The following is a 17,461-nucleotide window of genomic DNA, read 5'->3' as shown; positions in this document are numbered from 1 at the left end:
ACGGTTCCGGCGTCGCGGTCACTTGTTCTGAACGTTGCCGGCGGGCTGGGACTGCTGCCCGTTCGGCGGCTGCGGCACGGGCTGCGGGACGCTCTGCTGCTGCGGGTGCTGCGCGGGCTGAGCGGGCTGCGGCGCGTTCTGCTGCGAAACCTGCTGCGGCGCGCCGAGCGCGGGCGCGGCGGGGGCGCCGGGTGCGACGGCCTGCGGGGCGACCTGCGGCATGCCGACGGTCTGCAGCACCCGCTTGATCACTTCCTCCGGGCTGATCTCGTCGGCCAGCGCGTCGTAGGACAGCACGAGCCGGTGCCGCAGCACGTCCGGGATCACCTCGACCACGTCCTGGGGCACCACGTAGTCGCGGCCGCGGATCAACGCGACGGCGCGGGCCGCGGCGATGATGCCGAGGCTGGCACGCGGGGAGGCGCCGTAGGCGATCCAGCTGGCCACGTCCTGCATGCCGAAGTCGGCGGGCTTGCGGGTCGCCGCGATCACCCGGACCACGTAGTCGACCAGCGCGTGGTGCACGAAGGTGTTGGCCGCGACCTGCTGCAGCCGGACGACCTCCTCGGGAGCCAGGATGCGCGTCGCCTCCGGCGGGGTGACACCCATCCGGTAGATGATCTCGCGCTCCTCCTCGACCGAGGGGTAGTCGACGACGACCTTGAACAGGAAGCGGTCGCGCTGCGCCTCGGGCAGCGGGTACACGCCCTCGCTCTCGATCGGGTTCTGCGTCGCCATCACCAGGAACGGGTTCGGCATCGGGTAGGTCTTGCCGCCGATCGAGACGTGCCGCTCGGCCATCACCTCGAGCAGGGCCGACTGCACCTTCGCGGGCGCGCGGTTGATCTCGTCGGCGAGCACGAAGTTCGCGACGACCGGGCCGAGCTCGGTGTCGAACTCCTCGCGGCCCTGCCGGTAGATACGGGTACCGATGAGGTCGGTGGGCACCAGGTCGGGGGTGAACTGCACCCGGGAGAACGAGCCGCCGACCACCTTGGCGAAGGTCTCCACGGCCAGCGTCTTCGCGATGCCCGGCACGCCTTCGAGCAGCACATGACCACGCGCGAGCACGCCGACGAGCAGCCGTTCGACCAAGCGATCCTGGCCGACGATTACCCGCTTGACCTCATATATCGCCTTCTCCAGGGTCTGGACGTCACGCTCCAGGGTGTTCGGCGTGGACGCTGGCGCATCTTTCGCCAAATTCGCCCCGCTGACACCGTCTGTCGAAGTCACCAACATCCCCGCTTTCGCCTTGGTCCTGTGCGTGCTGCCACAACTATTCCAGGTAATTGCCGTATGTGCCGCAACCGGACCCGACATGAAGGGAAATCAAAGCTTTCAGTGTCCGATTCGCCGCGACCGCGTCAGCTGACGAGCCGCACCGCGTACGGCATGATCCCACCCTCGCGCACCGACGTCACCCGGACTACGGACCCCGACTCCGGCGCCTCGATCATCTGCCCGTCGCCGAGGTACAGCGCGACGTGCTGGCTGCCGTTCGGCCCCCAGAACAACATGTCGCCGCGGGCGCGCTGGTCCACCGGAACCCGGGTGCCCATGTTGTATTGATAGCCGCTGTAATGCGGCAGCGAAATCCCGATTCCGGCAAAGGCATAGATCATCAGACCGGAGCAGTCGAAGCCGACCTTGTTGTAATCGCCGTAACTGTCGGCCACACCCCCGTCGCGGATGCCGAGCGTCGGACCGTTCTCATCGCCGCCGCCCCAGGCGTAGATGATGCCGAGCTGGGACATAGCGCGGTCGACCACCGTCTCGATCGCCGCGGCGCCGCCGATGGACGGCAGGCTCGGGCGCGGGGTGCTCTGATGTGGTCGCGGTGAATTCTCGAGCTGGGTGTGCGGCCGTTTCCCTTCGCCGAGTTGTCCGGCGCGGCCCTGGGCGTTCTGGTCGGCGGCGGCGCGGGCCGCGGCGGCCGCTGCGGCGGCGCGCACGGCGGCCTCCTCGGCCCTGCGCTGTTGGTCCCACGTCAGATAGGCCTCGCGCTGGCCTTCCAGTCCGGCCACGTGCTGGCGCGCGAAGTCCAAGCGGCCCTGCGCATCTTCGCGCTGGCGTAATAGGTTGTCGCGCTGCACGGTCTGCTGGTCCAGCGCGGCCTTGGCGGCGGCGACGGCGTGCTCGGCGTCGATCTTGGCCTGCTCGGCGGCCGCGGCGGCGGCGTCGGCCGCCGACTTCGCCTGGCGCGCACTGGAATTCTTGTTGCCCTGGTCGACCTGGGCGCGGCGTAGGCCGTCGAGCACCTGCTGCTGATTCTTCGAGACCAGTGCTAGTAGTTGGGCCTGGTCCAGGGCGGCGGCGGGGGTGGCCGCGGCTAGGTAGACGACCATCGAATCGGCGGCGGGGCGGGTGTAGGCCTGGGCGGCGAACTGGTCGAAGTTGCGCCGGGCCGCGCCGACTCGCGTTCCCGCGTCGGCCAATTCACGCTCGGTCTGCACCACGAAGGCGGCGGCCGCGTCGGCGGCGTCGCGAGCGTTCTGCAGATCGACGAGGGCCTTGTTCACCTCTTCGCGCTTGCGGGCGACCTCGCCGTCGAGCTGTTGCAGCTGCTGGTCGACCACCGCGACCTGATTGATCAGCGCACCGACCTCGGTCACGCCCGCGTCGACTTGTGCTCCGGCATCGGCGATCTCGCCGTCACTCGGGTTCGGCGGGGCGGGCGGCACCGCGACCGCGGGTCCGGCCAGAAGCAGGGCGGTAGTCATCAGCAACCCCAGAGCGATCCCCAGCGGCCGCCGATAAGCGACCTCGCAGTGATTGCGCATCGCACCTCCCAAGGACCCGACTCCGGCAACGCTCGTGAGCATCGACCGGACCAGCGGCCCCGTGCCCGCACACTCGCAAGCGCTCTAACACGGGCGATGGCCGGCAGATAACCCCTGACAACCCTTCTTCCCCATCAGCAACTACACGACCGTACGACACTTCCGTCACCAAAGGAACTCCAGCAACAGAATGTCAGGCGGGTAATTTTTCCTTTGCCTGGAATTAGCCGGATATGGCAAAGGTTTCCAGCCGGTAGAACATACCGGTCGTCAGGAAAAGTAGCTGGTTCGAAACCAGCTATGAGGTAGGGGGCCCTAGCGCGCGTCGGCGCCGGAAGCGTCGACCGGCGTGGCGGGTTCGCCGCGCCGACGCGACTTCACGAAGTAGAGCCCGGCCACGACGGCGGCGGTGCCGACGAGCAACACACCGGTGATCGCGGTGTAAGACACACTCTCCGGCTGCTCCAGCTTGTCCACGAAAAGCCGTGCCGCTTCGGCGGAGTGCGCGCCGCCCTTGAACTTCGCGGTGTCCTCGGCCCACTCCAGGCGGACCCGGGAGATGGTGTCGCTGTAGGTGCCCACCCAGTCGTCGCTCAGCACCACCACGGTGCCGTGCTGGGTCTTGCCGACCTCGGTGGCCAGGTCCCGTAGGCTCGAATCGTGGCCTGGATTACCGGGAACGACCACGATGCTCAGCGCGATGCCGTCCGCCCGCGCGTCGGCGGCGACCGCGGCCAACTCCGTCTGATCCTTGCCGTCCACAGTGGCGACGTGATTGTCGGCCAGGTCGGCATTGATGGTGGTGACGGTGTCCTCGGTGATGTTCGGCGGCAGGCCGGCGGCCATGGGTGTGAAAACCGAGGTGTGCGAGACGGTCATCTTCCATCCGGTCTGTCGAGCCGCATCGGCATCCGAAGCGACGTGCATCCAACACTGCAAGGTGAGCTCAACGCCACCCGGCTGGCTCCGAAAGCACAGTACGCGACGGAGAGTCGGAGCACGCGCACACGGCACGCGACGCGCCCCGTGGTGGATCGCCGTCGGCGGTGGCGTCCGGTACCCCAGCCGCCCCCGTGCGCCTCACAGGACAAGCGTACTGTTAAGGTCGTAGCGCGAGGAACCGGCGCCCTCCGGCGCTGGAGCACCTGCAAAGACTCGGTCGCCGGCACAGCCCCGCCGGCGACCAACCCTCACAGACGAGTGGAGCTGACGTGACGACAAGTATCGATACTTTCGGCGCCAAGGGCACCCTCGAGGTCGGAAGCAACTCCTACGAGATCTTCCGCCTCTCCGCCGTGCCCGGCACCAAGAAACTCCCCTACGCACTCAAGGTCCTCGCGGAGAACCTGCTCCGCACCGAGGACGGCGCGAACATCACCGCCGATCACATTCGCGCCATCGCGGACTGGGACCCGTCGGCCGAGCCGAGCATCGAGATCCAGTTCACGCCCGCCCGCGTGATCATGCAGGACTTCACCGGCGTGCCCTGCATCGTCGACCTCGCCACCATGCGCGAGGCCGTGGCCACCCTCGGCGGCGACCCCAACAAGGTCAACCCGCTCGCGCCCGCCGAGATGGTCATCGACCACTCGGTGATCATCGACGTGTTCGGCCGCGCCGACGCGCTCGAGCGCAACGTCGACATCGAATACTCCCGCAACCGTGAGCGTTACCAGTTCCTGCGCTGGGGCCAGGGCGCGTTCGACGACTTCAAGGTCGTCCCCCCGGGCACCGGCATCGTGCACCAGGTCAACATCGAGCACCTGGCCCGCACCGTGATGGTCCGCAACGGCCAGGCCTACCCCGACACCTGCGTCGGCACCGACTCGCACACCACCATGGTCAACGGCCTCGGCGTATTGGGTTGGGGCGTCGGCGGTATCGAGGCCGAGGCGGCCATGCTCGGCCAGCCCGTCTCCATGCTGATCCCGCGCGTCGTCGGCTTCAAGCTGACCGGTGAGATCAAGCCGGGCGTCACCGCCACCGACGTGGTGCTCACCGTCACCGACATGCTGCGCAAGCACGGCGTCGTCGGCAAGTTCGTCGAGTTCTACGGCAAGGGCGTCGCCGAGGTTCCGCTGGCGAACCGCGCGACCCTTGGCAACATGAGCCCCGAATTCGGTTCCACCGCAGCGATCTTCCCGATCGACGAGGTGACCATCGACTACCTGCGCCTGACCGGCCGCTCCGACGACCAGCTCGCACTGGTCGAGGCGTACGCCAAGGAACAGGGCATGTGGCACGACGCCGAACACGAGCCGGTGTACTCGGAGTACATGGAGCTCGACCTGGGCGACGTGGTGCCCTCCATCGCGGGCCCGAAGCGGCCGCAGGACCGAATCCTGTTGTCGGACTCCAAGACCGCGTTCCGCAAGGACATCCACAACTACACCAGCGACGCGGAGAGCGGCCCCGCCGCCGTCACCCCGCACACGCACCTGGACGAGGCCATCGAGGAGTCCTTCCCGGCCAGCGATCCGGCCGTGCTGTCCTTCGCCGACGACGACGCGGTGCTCATCCCGTCCGCCGCGAACGGTGCCGTCGGCAGGCCGAGCAAGCCGGTCAAGGTCTCCTCGGAGGAGTACGGCGACTTCGTGCTCGACCACGGCGCCGTGGTGGTCGCCTCGATCACCTCCTGCACCAACACCTCCAACCCGTCGGTCATGCTCGGCGCCGCGCTGCTCGCCCGCAACGCCGTCGAGAAGGGCCTGACCTCCAAGCCGTGGGTCAAGACCTCCATGGCGCCGGGTTCGCAGGTCGTCAACGACTACTACAACAAGGCGGGCCTGTGGCCCTACCTGGAGAAGCTCGGCTTCTTCCTGGTCGGCTACGGCTGTGCCACCTGCATCGGCAACACCGGCCCGCTGCCGGAGGCCGTGTCGAAGGCGATCAACGACAACGACCTCTCGGTCACCGCGGTGCTCTCGGGCAACCGCAACTTCGAAGGCCGCATCTCCCCCGACGTGAAGATGAACTACCTGGCCTCGCCGCCGCTGGTCATCGCCTACGCGCTCGCCGGAACGATGGACTTCGACTTCGAGACCGACCCGCTCGGTCAGGACTCCGACGGCAACGACGTCTTCCTGAAGGACATCTGGCCCTCGCCGAAGGAGATCGAGGAGACCATCGGCTCCGCGATCAGCCAGGACATGTTCGTCAAGTCCTACGCCGACGTGTTCAAGGGTGACGAGCGCTGGCGCGGGCTGGAGACCCCCGAGGGCAAGACCTTCGAGTGGGATCCGCAGTCCACCTACGTGCGCAAGCCCCCGTACTTCGACGGCATGCCGCAGACCCCGGAGCCGGTCACCGACATCAAGGGCGCGCGCGTGCTGGCCTACCTGGGCGACTCGGTCACCACCGACCACATCTCCCCCGCGGGCAACATCAAGCCGGGCACCCCGGCCGCGCAGTACCTGGAGTCCAACGGCGTCGAGCGCAAGGACTACAACTCCTACGGCTCGCGTCGCGGTAACCACGAGGTGATGATCCGTGGCACCTTCGCCAACATCCGGCTGCGCAATCAGCTCCTCGACGACGTCTCGGGCGGTTACACCCGCGACTTCACCCAGGACGGCGGCCCGCAGGCCTTCATCTACGACGCCTCGCAGAACTACCAGGCCGCGGGCATCCCGCTGGTCGTGCTCGGCGGCAAGGAGTACGGCTCGGGTTCCTCGCGCGACTGGGCGGCCAAGGGCACCTCGCTGCTCGGCGTGAAGGCCGTCATCACCGAGTCCTTCGAGCGCATCCACCGCTCGAACCTCATCGGCATGGGCGTCATCCCGCTACAGTTCCCGGCGGGCGAGTCGGCCGCGTCGCTGAAGCTGGACGGCACCGAGACCTTCGATATCGAGGGCATCACCAAGCTGAACGAGGGTGCGACTCCAAAGACCCTGAAGGTCACCGCCACCAAGGAGAACGGTGAGAAGATCACCTTCGACGCGGTGGTGCGGATCGACACCCCCGGTGAGGCCGATTACTACCGCAACGGCGGCATCCTGCAGTACGTGCTGCGCAACATGATTCGCGGCTGATCACGCACTCGCCGTTAGTCGAGAGTCCGCGCACCGCGTTTTCGCGGTGCGCGGACTTCTCACACCTCTTGGAGGAGCACGTCCGCTATGCCCAAAGTCAGTGATGATCACCTCGCCGCCCGGCGCAGCCAGATTCTCGACGGGGCGCGGCGCTGCTTTGCCGAATACGGGTACGAGGGCGCCACGGTGCGCCGGCTCGAGGAAGAGATCGGCCTGTCCCGCGGCGCGATCTTCCACCACTTCCGGGACAAGGACGCGCTGTTCTTCGCGCTGGCGCAGGAAGACGCCGAGCGGATGGCCGACGTGGCGGCCAACCAGGGCATCGTCGGGGTGATGCGCGACATGCTCGCCCACCCCGAGCAATTCAATTGGCTCGGCACCCGTTTGGAGATCGCGCGGCGGCTGCGCACCGATCCCGAGTTCCGCGCGGGCTGGTCGCAGCGTTCGGCCGAACTGACCGCCGCGACGCTGGCCAGGCTGGAGCGCCGCAAGGCGGCGGGTGCGTTGCGCGACGACGTGCCCACCGACGTCCTACTCGGCTATCTCGACCTGGTCCTGGACGGCCTCATCGCCCGCATCGCCTCCGGGCACACCAACGAAAACCTGACGGCGGTACTGGATCTCGTCGAAGCCTCGGTGCGTCGTCGGGACTGAAGCCGCCCCGCGCACCTACGCCTGGCGTGCTGTGTCGAGATCCGGACGCCGCCCTGGGCCGAACGAGACTTCGACACCGGGCCTAGCCACAGCAGTCGAATGCCAGTCCACCCGTTGGCAACGCCGGATACTCGACCTGCGCGGCCGCCTCGACCTCCCGCAGGATGCGTTCCCGATCTGCCGGATCCAGATATCGGCCCCGGCAGACCACCGCGTGGATCCGCCGGGTATTGCCGATCGCGGCGAGCGGATCACTGTCCAGGACAACAAGATCCGCGTTCTTGCCCACTTCGACGGTGCCACTGACCGCGGCAAGCCCGGCGCATCGCGCGGCATCGCGGGTGGCGGCCTGCAACGCCTGCATCGGCGAAAGGCCCGCCCGCACCAGCAGTTCCAACTCCTCGTGCAGCGAAAAGCCGGGGAACACAAAGGGATTCCCCGCGTCGGTGCCCGCGACGATGCCGACACCAGCGGCGTTCATCGCGCCGAGCAGCTCTAGCCTCGAGTCGAAGTTGCGTCGCAGCGTGGTGGCCTGTGCGGCGTCGGGCTCGGGACCGATCCGTTGCTGCCAGAACTGGCGCAGGAAGTCGGGCAGGTAGCGCAACCGATCGTCGTCCGGCCGCCCTGGCGCCACACCGGTCGCTAACCGTTCCAGGACAACCAAGGTCGGCGATTGCCAAGTACCGCGCCGGATCATCAGATCGAACAACGCCGCGGCGACTTCGGGACTGTGCGTATCAGCCGCCGCGCGTTCCATCCTGGCCCGGCCCACTCGCTGCGCCTCCGGATCCATAGGCCCGGCATTGATTTCCGCGTACAGCTCCGAGGTACGGGACGAGGTGGACAACAGCATGCCGTACAGGTGCTCGATGGTGTGCTGTCCGAGCTCGACGGCCTCGGCCACCGGAATGCGGTGCGGCACGTGACCGGCGAAAGGCAAGCCGACCCTGCGCGACTCGTCCGCGATGGCCGTGAACGTTTCGTGGGTCAGCAGCGAGTAGACCTTCACGAAGTCCGCACCCTCGTGCTTGCTCCGCCGGACGGCCGCCCGCGCTTCGGCCTCGTTCGACACCACCGTCGAGCCGGGCCAGATACCGGGCGGCCCGTCGATGATGCTGCTCGCCAGGACGATTCGCGGGCCGAGCACCGCGCCCTGTTCGATGCGCCGTCGCAGGTCGTGGATCTCGGGGAAGCCCCACATCTCCCGGATACCGGTGACGCCGTGCACGACGTGCAGCGGCGGAAAGGTGCTCTCCGCCTGCGCCATATGGGTGTGCATGTCCCACAGTCCGGGGATGACGAACTTGCCCGTCAGATCCAGGGTGCGCACCGCGGGCAGCCGCGGCAGGTCCGGGTACCGGCCCACCGCGAGAATCCGATCCGCGGCGAGCACGATCGTCATGTCCGGCCGCGGCGGCGACCCGGTTCCGTCGATCACCGTCGCCCCGGACAGCACCGTGATCGGCTCGGCTGCGCCGGGGTCGGCACCGACCGCGGACTGGGCGAGCAGTCCACCCGCCACCGCTCCCGCCGCGCCTTTGACCAGCCAGGACAGAAATTCCGCGCGATCCATGTCCGGCAGCACCACATCCCACCTTCCGGCGTCAGTTCACCCCGCGCCGGCGGACCGGTCGCGCACGCCAAGACTAACGAACCGAAGGCGGGCAGTGGACGAAAACCGTTGCCGCGGGGCACTTTCGGCTCGAAGAGATCGTCGATGCAGTCGGCGGTGTCGTCCACCGGTGGTCGATGCCGACTACTCCCCCGGTTCCAGACTGCCGAGCAGCGCACGGGCGATGCGATCGAGTTCGCGGCGGTCGTGCGCGGAGAGCGCCGACAGCATGCGGGTTTCGTTCTCGGTGTGGGCGGTGACGACCGTGTCGACGAGCTTGCGGCCTTCGTCGGTCAGTGCGACGCGCACCGCGCGACGGTCGGCGGGGTCGGCGACGCGGCGGACCAGGCCCGCCGATTCGAGCCGGTCGAGGCGGCCGGTCATGCCCGCCCTGGAGAGCATCAGCGTGTCCGCGAGGACGGACGGGTTGAGTTCGAACGGTTCGCCGGAACGGCGCAGGGCGGCGAGCACATCGAATTCGCCACGCTGGAGGCCGTGCGCGGTGAACACCTCTTCGATCACCCGCTGCGCCACGACGAGCAGTCTGCCGAGGCGGCCGACGATCGCCATGGCCTCCAGTTCGAGGTCGGGTCGTTCGCGCCGCCACTGCGCGACGATCACATCGACGGGATCGTCCCCCGCGTCACGGCCGGTGCGGGTTGCGGCGGCCCGAGCCGGACCGTCCGCCGGTGCGGTCTCGGGTGCCTCACCCATGTGCGTGCGAGATCAGTTGTCGCGTCTCCACCATGGACAGGATTCTATTCGCCGATATATAGTTCGGTAGCGAATTATCAAGCAGCGAACTATTTGGAGACCCCGTGAGCGCCACCTCGCCCCGCATCGACGTCGCCATCCGCCAGCCGCAGGATGCCGAGACACTGAGCACCGACGCGGTCACCGTGCGGCTACTCCTCGACGCCTCCGACACCGACGGCACGCTGAGCACGCTCGAAGTCACCATGCGGCCCGGCGCCGACGGTGCGTCGCCGCACTACCACACCCGGTCCGACGAACTGTTCTACGTCGCGGACGGCGAACTGCAGCTGCTGGCCGGCGACCGGATCGTCACGGTCGGCGCGGGCGGCTCGATCGTGGTGCCGAAGTTCATGCCGCACGCCTTCGGCGCCACACCCGACAGCTCCGCGCGCGTCATGATCGCGCTGCTGCCCGGCGTACAGCGCTTCGAGTACTTCCGGCTGCTCGACCGCATCGCCAAGGGCGAATCCACCCTGGCCGAGCTCGCCGCGGCCCAGGAGGAGTTCGATAACCACTTCGTCGACGCGCCGCGCTGGTGGGCCGAGCGCACCGCCAACCGCCGCTGACGGTCGTGCACAATCCGACTGTGATCAACCCGTCGATGCGGGCCGGAACAACTCCGGCCGTGAAGGAGGTTCGCAGGAGATGACCTTTTCCGTCCCGATCCTCGTCCGGGGTTACGAACTCGACACCCAAGGCCATCTGAACCAGGCGGTCTATCTGCAATACGCCGAGCACGCCCGCTGGGAACTGATGCGAGCCGCGGGCGCGTCGCAGGAAAAGATCGTCGCCAGCGGCGTCGGCCCGGTCGTACTGGAAACCACCATCAAGTATCTGCGCGAGCTGCGCGGCGGCGACGAGGTCACCGTATCGGTCGACTTCGAATGGCTGACCGGCAAGACATTCCGGTTCCGGCACGAGATCCGCAAACTCGACGGCACCGTCGCGGCCGAGATATCGACGATTACCGGCCTGCTCGACCTCACCACTCGCAAGCTCGTCGCCGCGCCGGGCGAACGCTTCGCGGCGCTGGCCGACCGGCCCGACCTGCTCGGACTTTGAATCGGCAAGTGCGGATGCACAGCCGCCAACCCTGAGCAATGTAGGTCTCAATTTTCCCATTCGGAAATAGCTCACCGGTTGCGCTTGAACCGTGTGCGGCGCACCGAAAATCTTTCGGCGCTAGCGCATCCGGTTCTGAAATTCGGTTTGCCACCGGCCGTGAAATCTCTCGAACCGAACCGATCCGGCCGAGCTGCGCGTTATGATCCAAGTCACGCTCGGGGGTCGTGGCAAATCGCGAGCAGATCGGATTCAGATCGGAGAATGAGCTATGACCGACGCACTCCGCCTTCCCGGAACCGCGCCGAAGAGTGACCGCGTTGCTCCGTTGCGGGGTGTACTGGTCGCGGAGTCGGAACGAGATATCACCGTGCGGGTGCCCGAGGGAACGTGGACTTTCCGTCGGTCCGACGTCGTGCGCGTGCTCGATTCGCCGCTGACCGACGGACTCTCCTGCGTGCCCGACGGCATCACGACCCTGCCCGACGGCACCTCGCCCCGGGCAGGCAGAGTCAGTGCCGAGGTCGGCGCCGAGCGCGTCGGCCGCCAGGTGGTGGTGGACATCCGCGCCGGTGCCACTGCGGATTTCACCCGCAAGATGCGCATCGATCTCGTCGATCGGCCGATGACCATCCCGGAGACACCCTCCCCGGCGCGCGGCGACGAAGAACTGCGGCAGCTCACCGAGCGTTGGGCCGAGCGCCTGAACATCGTCGATCTCACCGGCGCGCACGGCGCCACCTACACCTACTGTCAGACCAAGTCGTTCGCGACCAGCGACGACGGCATCAACTGCGACAGTCTCGACTGAGCGGTGCGCGCATGACGGCACGCCGGGCGAGCTCGGTCCTCATAGTGTCGGAATCCGACGACCTGCACGCCACCGCCATGGCGGCGACGCTGCGAGAGCACCACGCGCTCAGCGCGATCCACCTCGACCTGCGCGACTTCCCGCGCGAGTCGGGCAGTTTCCGGCTGGATCGGCTCGGCACCGCGCGCTCGCTCTCGCATCTCATCGGACTCGACGACGTGCGCTCGGTCTGGTGGCGCCGCCCGCATCCGTGCCAGGTGCCCGGCGGGGTCCGCGCCACCGACGACGAGTTCCGCCAGGCCGAATGCGACAGCTTCATCCAGGGCATGCTCTGGTCCATCCCGGCCAACTGGATCAACGACCCCGGCGCCGACCGCACCGCGGCCCGCAAGATCGTGCAGCTGGAGACGGCGCTGCGCGCCGGGTTCGCGGTGCCGGAGACCCTGATCACCAACGATCCGGACGAGGCCCGCAGTTTCGCCGAATCCCGGCCCGGCCCAGTCGTTTACAAGCGCACCGGTACCAGCCGCGCCGAGTTCGCCGAGACCAGGATCATCACCGAGGCCGACTACGGCAGGCTCGCGGGCATCCGCGCCGCGCCGACCACCTTCCAGGATTACATCGACGCCGAATGCGATCTGCGGGTCGTCTGGGTGGACGGTGTCGAATGGACGGTGCGCATCGACTCGCAAGCCGGCGTCGGCCGTGTCGATTCTCGCCTGGACACCTCGGTGGATTTCGTGCGCGAGCAGCTGCCCGCGTCGGTGAGCAAATCGCTCGCCACGCTGATGGGTGCGCTCGGATTGTCCTTCGGCGTCTTGGACATTCGGCTCGGCCTCGACGGCGAGTACTACTTCCTCGAGGTCAACCCGCAGGGCCAGTTCGCGTACCTGGAGATCAAGACCGGCCTGCCCATCTTCCGCAGCCTCGCCAACCTGCTCGTCGACGGCGACGGCTCGGTCAGCGGCTACTGACGGCGGTAGCTGTGCAGGACCACGCCCGAGGTCGGGAACGCAACCACGTCCGCCAGTTGTAGCCGCTGCGCCGGTATCTCGTCGAACAGGCGTTGGCCCGCGCCGAGCAGCACCGGAAACACCAGCAGCCGAAGCTCATCCACCGCGCCGAGGCGCAAAAACTGCTGCGCGGTGCGCGCACCGGCGAACACGACGAGTGGCTTGCCCGGCTCGCTCTTCAGCTCGGCGATCTCGGCGGCGAGATTCGCGCCGATCCGGCGCGCGGGCTGCCACGGCAGGTCCGGGTCCGGCTGGGTGGACAGCACGAGCTTCGGCAGCGCGTTGACCAGCGGTGCCAGCAGCGCGTCGCCGGGCGTGGCCGGATCCTGTTGCGCCCCCGGCCAATACTGGGCGAGCAGCGCGTAGGAGGCGCGGCCGAAGATCTGGCCGTCCACCGCACCGAGCAGCTCGGCGAGGTACGCGTCCAGTTCGGGGTCGTCGACCTCGATCCAGTCCAGCGCACCGTCCGGGCCGGCGGCATAGCCGTCCAGCGTCACCATCATCTGCAGCAGTATCGTCCGCACTCGAGGCTCCTTTCGCGAGATGTGGCCTCGATGGTGCAGACGGTCCTGGGCAAACGAACTCATCGGTTCGGTCGAAAGAGATACCGTCCGAACCGGTTTCGAGTTCTGCGGACGCTACTGGCTCTTACGGCGGTTCGCACCGCCGCGGCTGCGGAGCTGCACATGCGACTCCACCAGCACATTGTGGATGAAGCCGTAGGAGCGACCGGTCGCTCGCGCCAGCGAGCGAATGCTCGCCCCTGCCTCGTACTGCTTCTTCAACTGGGTCTGTAGGCGGTCCCGGGACTTCCCCGTGACACGTGTTCCCTTACCCAGGGTGGCTTTGACTTGCGTTGGCCTGTCGCTCATGGCTTCCTCCGAGTCGCCGAGCAGCTCTTTCCAGGCTAAGCACTCGAGGGTCCGTGATCAACGGATTCTTGTGATGAAAGTCACGCAAGCTGAATAAGTTCCAAATATTCGGCGGACCAATGGTCTTCCGTACCGTCCGGTAGCAAGATCACGCGCTCCGGCGACAGGGCTTCCGCGGCGCCCGGGTCGTGCGTCACCAGGACGACGGCGCCCGCGTAAGTGCGCAGCGCGTCGAGCACTTGCTCGCGCGACACCGGATCCAGGTTGTTGGTCGGCTCGTCGAGCAGCAGCACGTTGGCGGCCGAGGAGACCAGCCCGGCCAGCGCGAGACGGGTCTTCTCACCACCGGAGAGCGTGCCCGCGGGCTGATCCAACTGGGGACCGGTGAACATGAACGCGCCGAGCAGGCTGCGCAGGTTCTGCTCCCCCGCGTCCGGCGCGGCATGGCGGATGTTCTCCCACACGGTCGCCTGGTCGTCGAGGGTGTCGTGCTCCTGCGCGAAGTAGCCGACCTTGAGGCCGTGGCCGGGCACCAGATTGCCCGCGGTCGGTTGCTCGACCCCGGCCAGCATGCGCAGCAGCGTGGTCTTGCCCGCGCCGTTGAGGCCGAGCACCACGACCCGGCTGCCGCGGTCGATCGCGAGGTCGACGCCGGTGAAGATCTCCAGCGAGCCGTAGACCTTGGTCAGGTTCTCCGCCATCAGTGGCGTCTTGCCGCACGGGGCGGGTTCGGGGAACTTGATCCTGGCCACCTTGTCGGCCACGCGCACGTCGTCCAGCTCGGCGATCAACCGGTCGGCGCGCTTGGCCATGTTCTGTGCCGCAGTGGCTTTCGTGGCCTTGGCGCCGAGCTTGGCGGCCTGCACGCGCAGCGCGCTCGCCTTCTTCTCCGCGTTGGCGCGTTCGCGGCGGCGGCGCTGTTCGTCGGTGGCGCGCGCGTCGAGGTACTTCTGCCAGCCCATGTTGTAGACGTCGGCCTCGCCGCGCACCGCGTCCAGGAACCACACCTTGTTCACCACGTCGCCGAGCAGTTCCACATCGTGGCTGATCACGATCAGGCCGCCGTCGTGGTTCTGCAGGAAACCGCGCAACCAGGTGATCGAGTCGGCGTCGAGGTGGTTGGTCGGCTCGTCCAGCAGCAGGATGGTGTCGGAGCGCCCGCCGCTGCCGTCGGAGGCGGCGAACAGGATGCGCGCCAACTCGATTCGCCGACGCTGACCGCCGGAGAGGGTGCGCAGCGCCTGCGCGAGCACCCGGTCGGGCAGGCCGAGGCTGTTGCAGATGCGGGCGGCGTCGCTCTCGGCGACATAGCCGCCGAGCGCGGAGAAGCGCTCCTCCAGGCGGCCGTACTTGCGGACCGCCTTGTCGCGCTCGGCCTCGTCGGCCACCTCCGCCATCAGCGCCTGCTGCTTCTCCATGTCGCGGATCAGCGTGTCCAGGCCGCGGGCCGAGAGCACCCGGTCGCGGGCGAGGATGTCGAGGTTGCCCTCCTTCGGATCCTGCGGCAGGTAGCCGATATCGCTGGAGCGCAAGATCTTTCCGGCATACGGCTCGCCCTCGCCCGCCAGGATGCGCAGCGTGGTGGTCTTGCCAGCACCGTTGCGCCCGACCAGTCCGATCCGGTCGCCGGACTGCACCCGCAGGGCCGGTCCGGGGGCCGACAGCAGGGTGCGGACTCCGGCCCGGACCTCCAGGTCGGTCGCGGTGATCACAGATTTCTCCTCGCGGATCAGTGGTGCTGGGCGGTAAGTACTCGATTGTGCGACGCCGATACACACAAGAACCACCGATTTTACCTGGGTTCGGGCGCCGCTCTTACCCGCGGCGACTCGGGTGTGACGGCCGTAACTGAACCGCCGAGTAACCTGCCGTGGCATGAGTAACGATCTTTTGGGCAAGAGCGCTCTGGTGAGCGGGGCAAGTCGGGGTATCGGTAAGGCCGTCGCGGCGGAGCTGCTGAGCCGCGGTGCGAACGTGCTGATCACCGCGCGCAAGCAGGGTCCGCTGGACGAGACCGCCGCCGAGCTGCGGGCCCTCGGCCACCAGGGTGAGGTCGTGGCGCTGGCGGGCAACTCCGGACACGCCGAAGACCGCGCGGCCGCCATCGACCGGTTGATGGCCGAGTTCGGCTCGGTGGACATCCTGATCAACAACACCGGCATCAACCCGGTTTACGGGTCGCTGATGGAGGCCGACCTGGATGCGGTGCGCAAGATCTTCGATGTGAACGTCGTCGCGGCGCTCGGCTACATCCAGCAGGCGTTCAAGGCGTGGATGGGTGAGCACGGTGGCGCGGTGGTCAACGTCGCGAGCGTCGCGGGCATCCGCTCGTCCGGGGTGATCGCCGCGTACGGCGCGTCGAAGGCGGCGCTGATCCGGCTCACCGACGAGCTCGCCTGGCAGCTCGGTCCGAAGATCCGGGTGAACGCGGTCGCACCGGGCGTGATCAAGACGAAGTTCGCCGACGCGCTGTACGCCGAGGACGAGGAGCGCGCGGCGAGCGTCTACCCGATGAAGCGGCTCGGCACGCCGGAGGATGTGGCACGACTGATCGGGTTCCTGGTCTCGGACGAGGCGGCGTGGATCACCGGGGAGACCGTGCGCGTGGACGGCGGATTGCTGTCCACCGGTGGCATCTAGGCGTCCCGAAGCGCCATGGTGACTCGGAGGCGGCGGTGAGCCAACCCATGTCGAAAGCCTCGACGTGACTGTAGATGTCGTCGTCTGCGGACTCGGTCCGGCAGGCCGGGCGCTGGCGCATCGTTGCCTGGCCCGTGGGCTGTCGGTCACCGTGGTCGATCCAGCGCCGGATCGTCGGTGGACGGCGACCTACGCGACGTGGGCGGACGAGCTGCCCGGGTGGCTGGCTCCGGCGGCCGTCGCGGCGACGGTCGACCGGCCGACGGCGTGGGGAACTCGTGCGCACCGCATCGAGCGGGCTTATGCCGTGCTCGATACGGCCCGGCTGCGGGAGTCCTTGGATCTGACAGGGGCCGAGGTCGTCACGGATCGCGCGGTGGAGCTCACCGCAGGCACGGCGGCACTGGCCTCTGGTCGCCTGCTGCGGGCGCAACGGGTCATCGACGCGCGCGGCATTGCCCGCTCCCCCGCGTTGGCCGAGCAGACGGCCTACGGGCTCGTGCTCGACGCGGAACAGTGCGCGGGACTCGCGCCGCTGTTCATGGACTGGCGTGCGGACAACGGCGCACCCGAGGACGCGCAGCGGTCGTTTCTGTATGCGGTGCCGCTCGGCGGCGGCGAGATGTTGCTGGAGGAAACCTGCCTCGCCGGTCGGCCCGCGCTCGACGGCACCGACCTGCGCGAGCGGCTGGTGCGCCGACTGCGTTCCCGTGGCATCGAACTCACCGGTGCCGAGCGGGTGGAGCGAGTTCGGTTCCCGGTAGAAGGCGGCAGGCTCGGGCGACACACCTTCGGCGCGGCGGGCGGATTCGCGCATCCGGCCACCGGGTACAGCGTCGCCGCTGCTCTCGCCGCGACCGACGCCGTCGCGGCGGGGGCGGCGGTCTGGCCGGTGCCGGCGCGGGCGGTGTACCGACTGCGCGCCGCCGGTTTGCGGGCGTTGCTCGCGTTGCCGCCGACCGACCTCCCGGTTTTTTTCGACGCATTCTTCGGCCTCCCCGCCGCCGCACAACGCGCGTATCTTTCGGGCCGCACCGACCTGAATGGCATGGTCAGCGCCATGTCGAAGCTGTTCGTGGCGCTGCCGCCCACCCAGCGACGGCGTGTCGCGGCCGCGACACTCGGGATGCCGATTCGCTCGCGTATTCGAATGCCTTCCGCCATCATGGAGTAATGAGTGGGCCTTACCGTCCAGCACTCAACCGTCCCGAGCCGCTGCCGCAGCGG

Annotated in this window: 16 protein-coding genes; 8 read left to right on the top strand and 8 right to left on the bottom strand. The window is 68.1% G+C overall.

The features are described 5' to 3' along the window. Positions 1 to 18 precede the first annotated feature (18 nt). The 3 genes from ACIHA7_RS21430 to ACIHA7_RS21420 form a co-directional block, all read right to left on the bottom strand. A complete protein-coding gene (locus tag ACIHA7_RS21430) occupies positions 19 to 1,242 on the bottom strand; it encodes an AAA family ATPase (protein WP_397292206.1) in 1,224 nt (407 codons plus the stop codon). Between the two features lie 125 nt (positions 1,243 to 1,367). Beyond that, positions 1,368 to 2,783, bottom strand: coding sequence for an NlpC/P60 family protein (locus ACIHA7_RS21425; protein WP_397292202.1), 1,416 nt, complete (start codon positions 2,781 to 2,783; stop codon positions 1,368 to 1,370). Between the two features lie 315 nt (positions 2,784 to 3,098). Beyond that, the gene (locus tag ACIHA7_RS21420) at positions 3,099 to 3,662 is read right to left on the bottom strand and encodes a DUF6676 family protein (protein ID WP_397292198.1); all 564 of its coding nucleotides are present in this window, start codon (positions 3,660 to 3,662) and stop codon (positions 3,099 to 3,101) included. A gap of 332 nt (positions 3,663 to 3,994) precedes the next feature. Between ACIHA7_RS21420 and ACIHA7_RS21415 the strand changes: the two genes are divergently transcribed. After that, positions 3,995 to 6,814 (top strand): aconitate hydratase, encoded by a 2,820-nt coding sequence (locus ACIHA7_RS21415; RefSeq protein ID WP_397292194.1) that lies wholly within the window; start codon positions 3,995 to 3,997, stop codon positions 6,812 to 6,814. A gap of 87 nt (positions 6,815 to 6,901) precedes the next feature. Beyond that, a complete protein-coding gene (locus ACIHA7_RS21410) occupies positions 6,902 to 7,468 on the top strand; it encodes a TetR/AcrR family transcriptional regulator (RefSeq protein ID WP_397292190.1) in 567 nt (188 codons plus the stop codon). 82 nt (positions 7,469 to 7,550) lie between these two features. On the opposite strand, the gene ACIHA7_RS21405 is transcribed toward ACIHA7_RS21410, so the two are convergent. Further along, positions 7,551 to 9,056 carry an amidohydrolase family protein gene (locus tag ACIHA7_RS21405; protein WP_397292187.1) on the bottom strand — a complete coding sequence of 502 codons (1,506 nt, stop codon included), beginning with the start codon at positions 9,054 to 9,056 and terminating at the stop codon, positions 7,551 to 7,553. A gap of 168 nt (positions 9,057 to 9,224) precedes the next feature. Continuing rightward, complete coding sequence (locus ACIHA7_RS21400) at positions 9,225 to 9,794, bottom strand: MarR family winged helix-turn-helix transcriptional regulator (protein ID WP_397292185.1); 570 nt, start codon at positions 9,792 to 9,794, stop codon at positions 9,225 to 9,227. A gap of 137 nt (positions 9,795 to 9,931) precedes the next feature. On the opposite strand from ACIHA7_RS21400, the gene ACIHA7_RS21395 reads away from it, so the two are divergent. The 4 genes from ACIHA7_RS21395 to ACIHA7_RS21380 all read left to right on the top strand — a co-directional run bounded on the left by ACIHA7_RS21395 (position 9,932) and on the right by ACIHA7_RS21380 (position 12,683). Then, positions 9,932 to 10,402 (top strand): cupin domain-containing protein, encoded by a 471-nt coding sequence (locus ACIHA7_RS21395; protein WP_397293117.1) that lies wholly within the window; start codon positions 9,932 to 9,934, stop codon positions 10,400 to 10,402. A 79-nt stretch (positions 10,403 to 10,481) separates the two neighbouring features. Beyond that, complete coding sequence (locus tag ACIHA7_RS21390; protein ID WP_397292183.1) at positions 10,482 to 10,898, top strand: acyl-CoA thioesterase; 417 nt, start codon at positions 10,482 to 10,484, stop codon at positions 10,896 to 10,898. Between the two features lie 271 nt (positions 10,899 to 11,169). Continuing rightward, positions 11,170 to 11,709, top strand: a complete 540-nt coding sequence (locus ACIHA7_RS21385; RefSeq protein WP_397292180.1) for a hypothetical protein — start codon at positions 11,170 to 11,172, stop codon at positions 11,707 to 11,709. Between the two features lie 11 nt (positions 11,710 to 11,720). Then, the gene (locus ACIHA7_RS21380; protein WP_397292176.1) at positions 11,721 to 12,683 is read left to right on the top strand and encodes a hypothetical protein; all 963 of its coding nucleotides are present in this window, start codon (positions 11,721 to 11,723) and stop codon (positions 12,681 to 12,683) included. Here the strand turns inward: ACIHA7_RS21380 and ACIHA7_RS21375 are convergent. From ACIHA7_RS21375 to ACIHA7_RS21365, 3 genes are all read right to left on the bottom strand, one after another. Beyond that, complete coding sequence (locus tag ACIHA7_RS21375; protein WP_397292172.1) at positions 12,677 to 13,246, bottom strand: dihydrofolate reductase family protein; 570 nt, start codon at positions 13,244 to 13,246, stop codon at positions 12,677 to 12,679. The two genes, ACIHA7_RS21380 and ACIHA7_RS21375, sit on opposite strands and share 7 nt — an antisense overlap. A gap of 114 nt (positions 13,247 to 13,360) precedes the next feature. Continuing rightward, on the bottom strand, positions 13,361 to 13,594 hold the full coding sequence (locus tag ACIHA7_RS21370) for a helix-turn-helix domain-containing protein (RefSeq protein WP_040736162.1): 234 nt from the start codon (positions 13,592 to 13,594) through the stop codon (positions 13,361 to 13,363). A gap of 80 nt (positions 13,595 to 13,674) precedes the next feature. Further along, complete coding sequence (locus tag ACIHA7_RS21365; RefSeq protein WP_397292169.1) at positions 13,675 to 15,306, bottom strand: ABC-F family ATP-binding cassette domain-containing protein; 1,632 nt, start codon at positions 15,304 to 15,306, stop codon at positions 13,675 to 13,677. Positions 15,307 to 15,469: 163 nt separating this feature from the next. Here ACIHA7_RS21365 and ACIHA7_RS21360 point away from each other — a divergent pair, with 163 nt between their 5' ends. Both ACIHA7_RS21360 and ACIHA7_RS21355 read left to right on the top strand, forming a co-directional pair. Next, complete coding sequence (locus tag ACIHA7_RS21360) at positions 15,470 to 16,234, top strand: SDR family oxidoreductase (protein ID WP_397292166.1); 765 nt, start codon at positions 15,470 to 15,472, stop codon at positions 16,232 to 16,234. Between the two features lie 64 nt (positions 16,235 to 16,298). Further along, on the top strand, positions 16,299 to 17,408 hold the full coding sequence (locus tag ACIHA7_RS21355; RefSeq protein ID WP_397292162.1) for a lycopene cyclase family protein: 1,110 nt from the start codon (positions 16,299 to 16,301) through the stop codon (positions 17,406 to 17,408). Positions 17,409 to 17,461 lie beyond the last annotated feature (53 nt).

Source organism: Nocardia sp. NPDC052316 (assembly GCF_044547795.1).
GTDB lineage: Bacteria > Actinomycetota > Actinomycetes > Mycobacteriales > Mycobacteriaceae > Nocardia.
This window is presented reverse-complemented; position numbering and strand designations above follow the sequence as displayed.

Excerpts from the sequence above, each read along its gene's own strand:
- ACIHA7_RS21430 (WP_397292206.1), bottom strand. The coding sequence starts at position 1,242 with ATGTTGGTGACTTCGACAGACGGTGTCAGCGGGGCGAATTTGGCGAAA.
- ACIHA7_RS21425 (WP_397292202.1), bottom strand. The coding sequence starts at position 2,783 with ATGCGCAATCACTGCGAGGTCGCTTATCGGCGGCCGCTGGGGATCGCT.
- ACIHA7_RS21420 (WP_397292198.1), bottom strand. The coding sequence starts at position 3,662 with ATGACCGTCTCGCACACCTCGGTTTTCACACCCATGGCCGCCGGCCTG.
- ACIHA7_RS21410 (WP_397292190.1), top strand. The coding sequence starts at position 6,902 with ATGCCCAAAGTCAGTGATGATCACCTCGCCGCCCGGCGCAGCCAGATT.
- ACIHA7_RS21400 (WP_397292185.1), bottom strand. The coding sequence starts at position 9,794 with ATGGGTGAGGCACCCGAGACCGCACCGGCGGACGGTCCGGCTCGGGCC.
- ACIHA7_RS21390 (WP_397292183.1), top strand. The coding sequence starts at position 10,482 with ATGACCTTTTCCGTCCCGATCCTCGTCCGGGGTTACGAACTCGACACC.
- ACIHA7_RS21385 (WP_397292180.1), top strand. The coding sequence starts at position 11,170 with ATGACCGACGCACTCCGCCTTCCCGGAACCGCGCCGAAGAGTGACCGC.
- ACIHA7_RS21380 (WP_397292176.1), top strand. The coding sequence starts at position 11,721 with ATGACGGCACGCCGGGCGAGCTCGGTCCTCATAGTGTCGGAATCCGAC.
- ACIHA7_RS21370 (WP_040736162.1), bottom strand. The coding sequence starts at position 13,594 with ATGAGCGACAGGCCAACGCAAGTCAAAGCCACCCTGGGTAAGGGAACA.
- ACIHA7_RS21360 (WP_397292166.1), top strand. The coding sequence starts at position 15,470 with ATGAGTAACGATCTTTTGGGCAAGAGCGCTCTGGTGAGCGGGGCAAGT.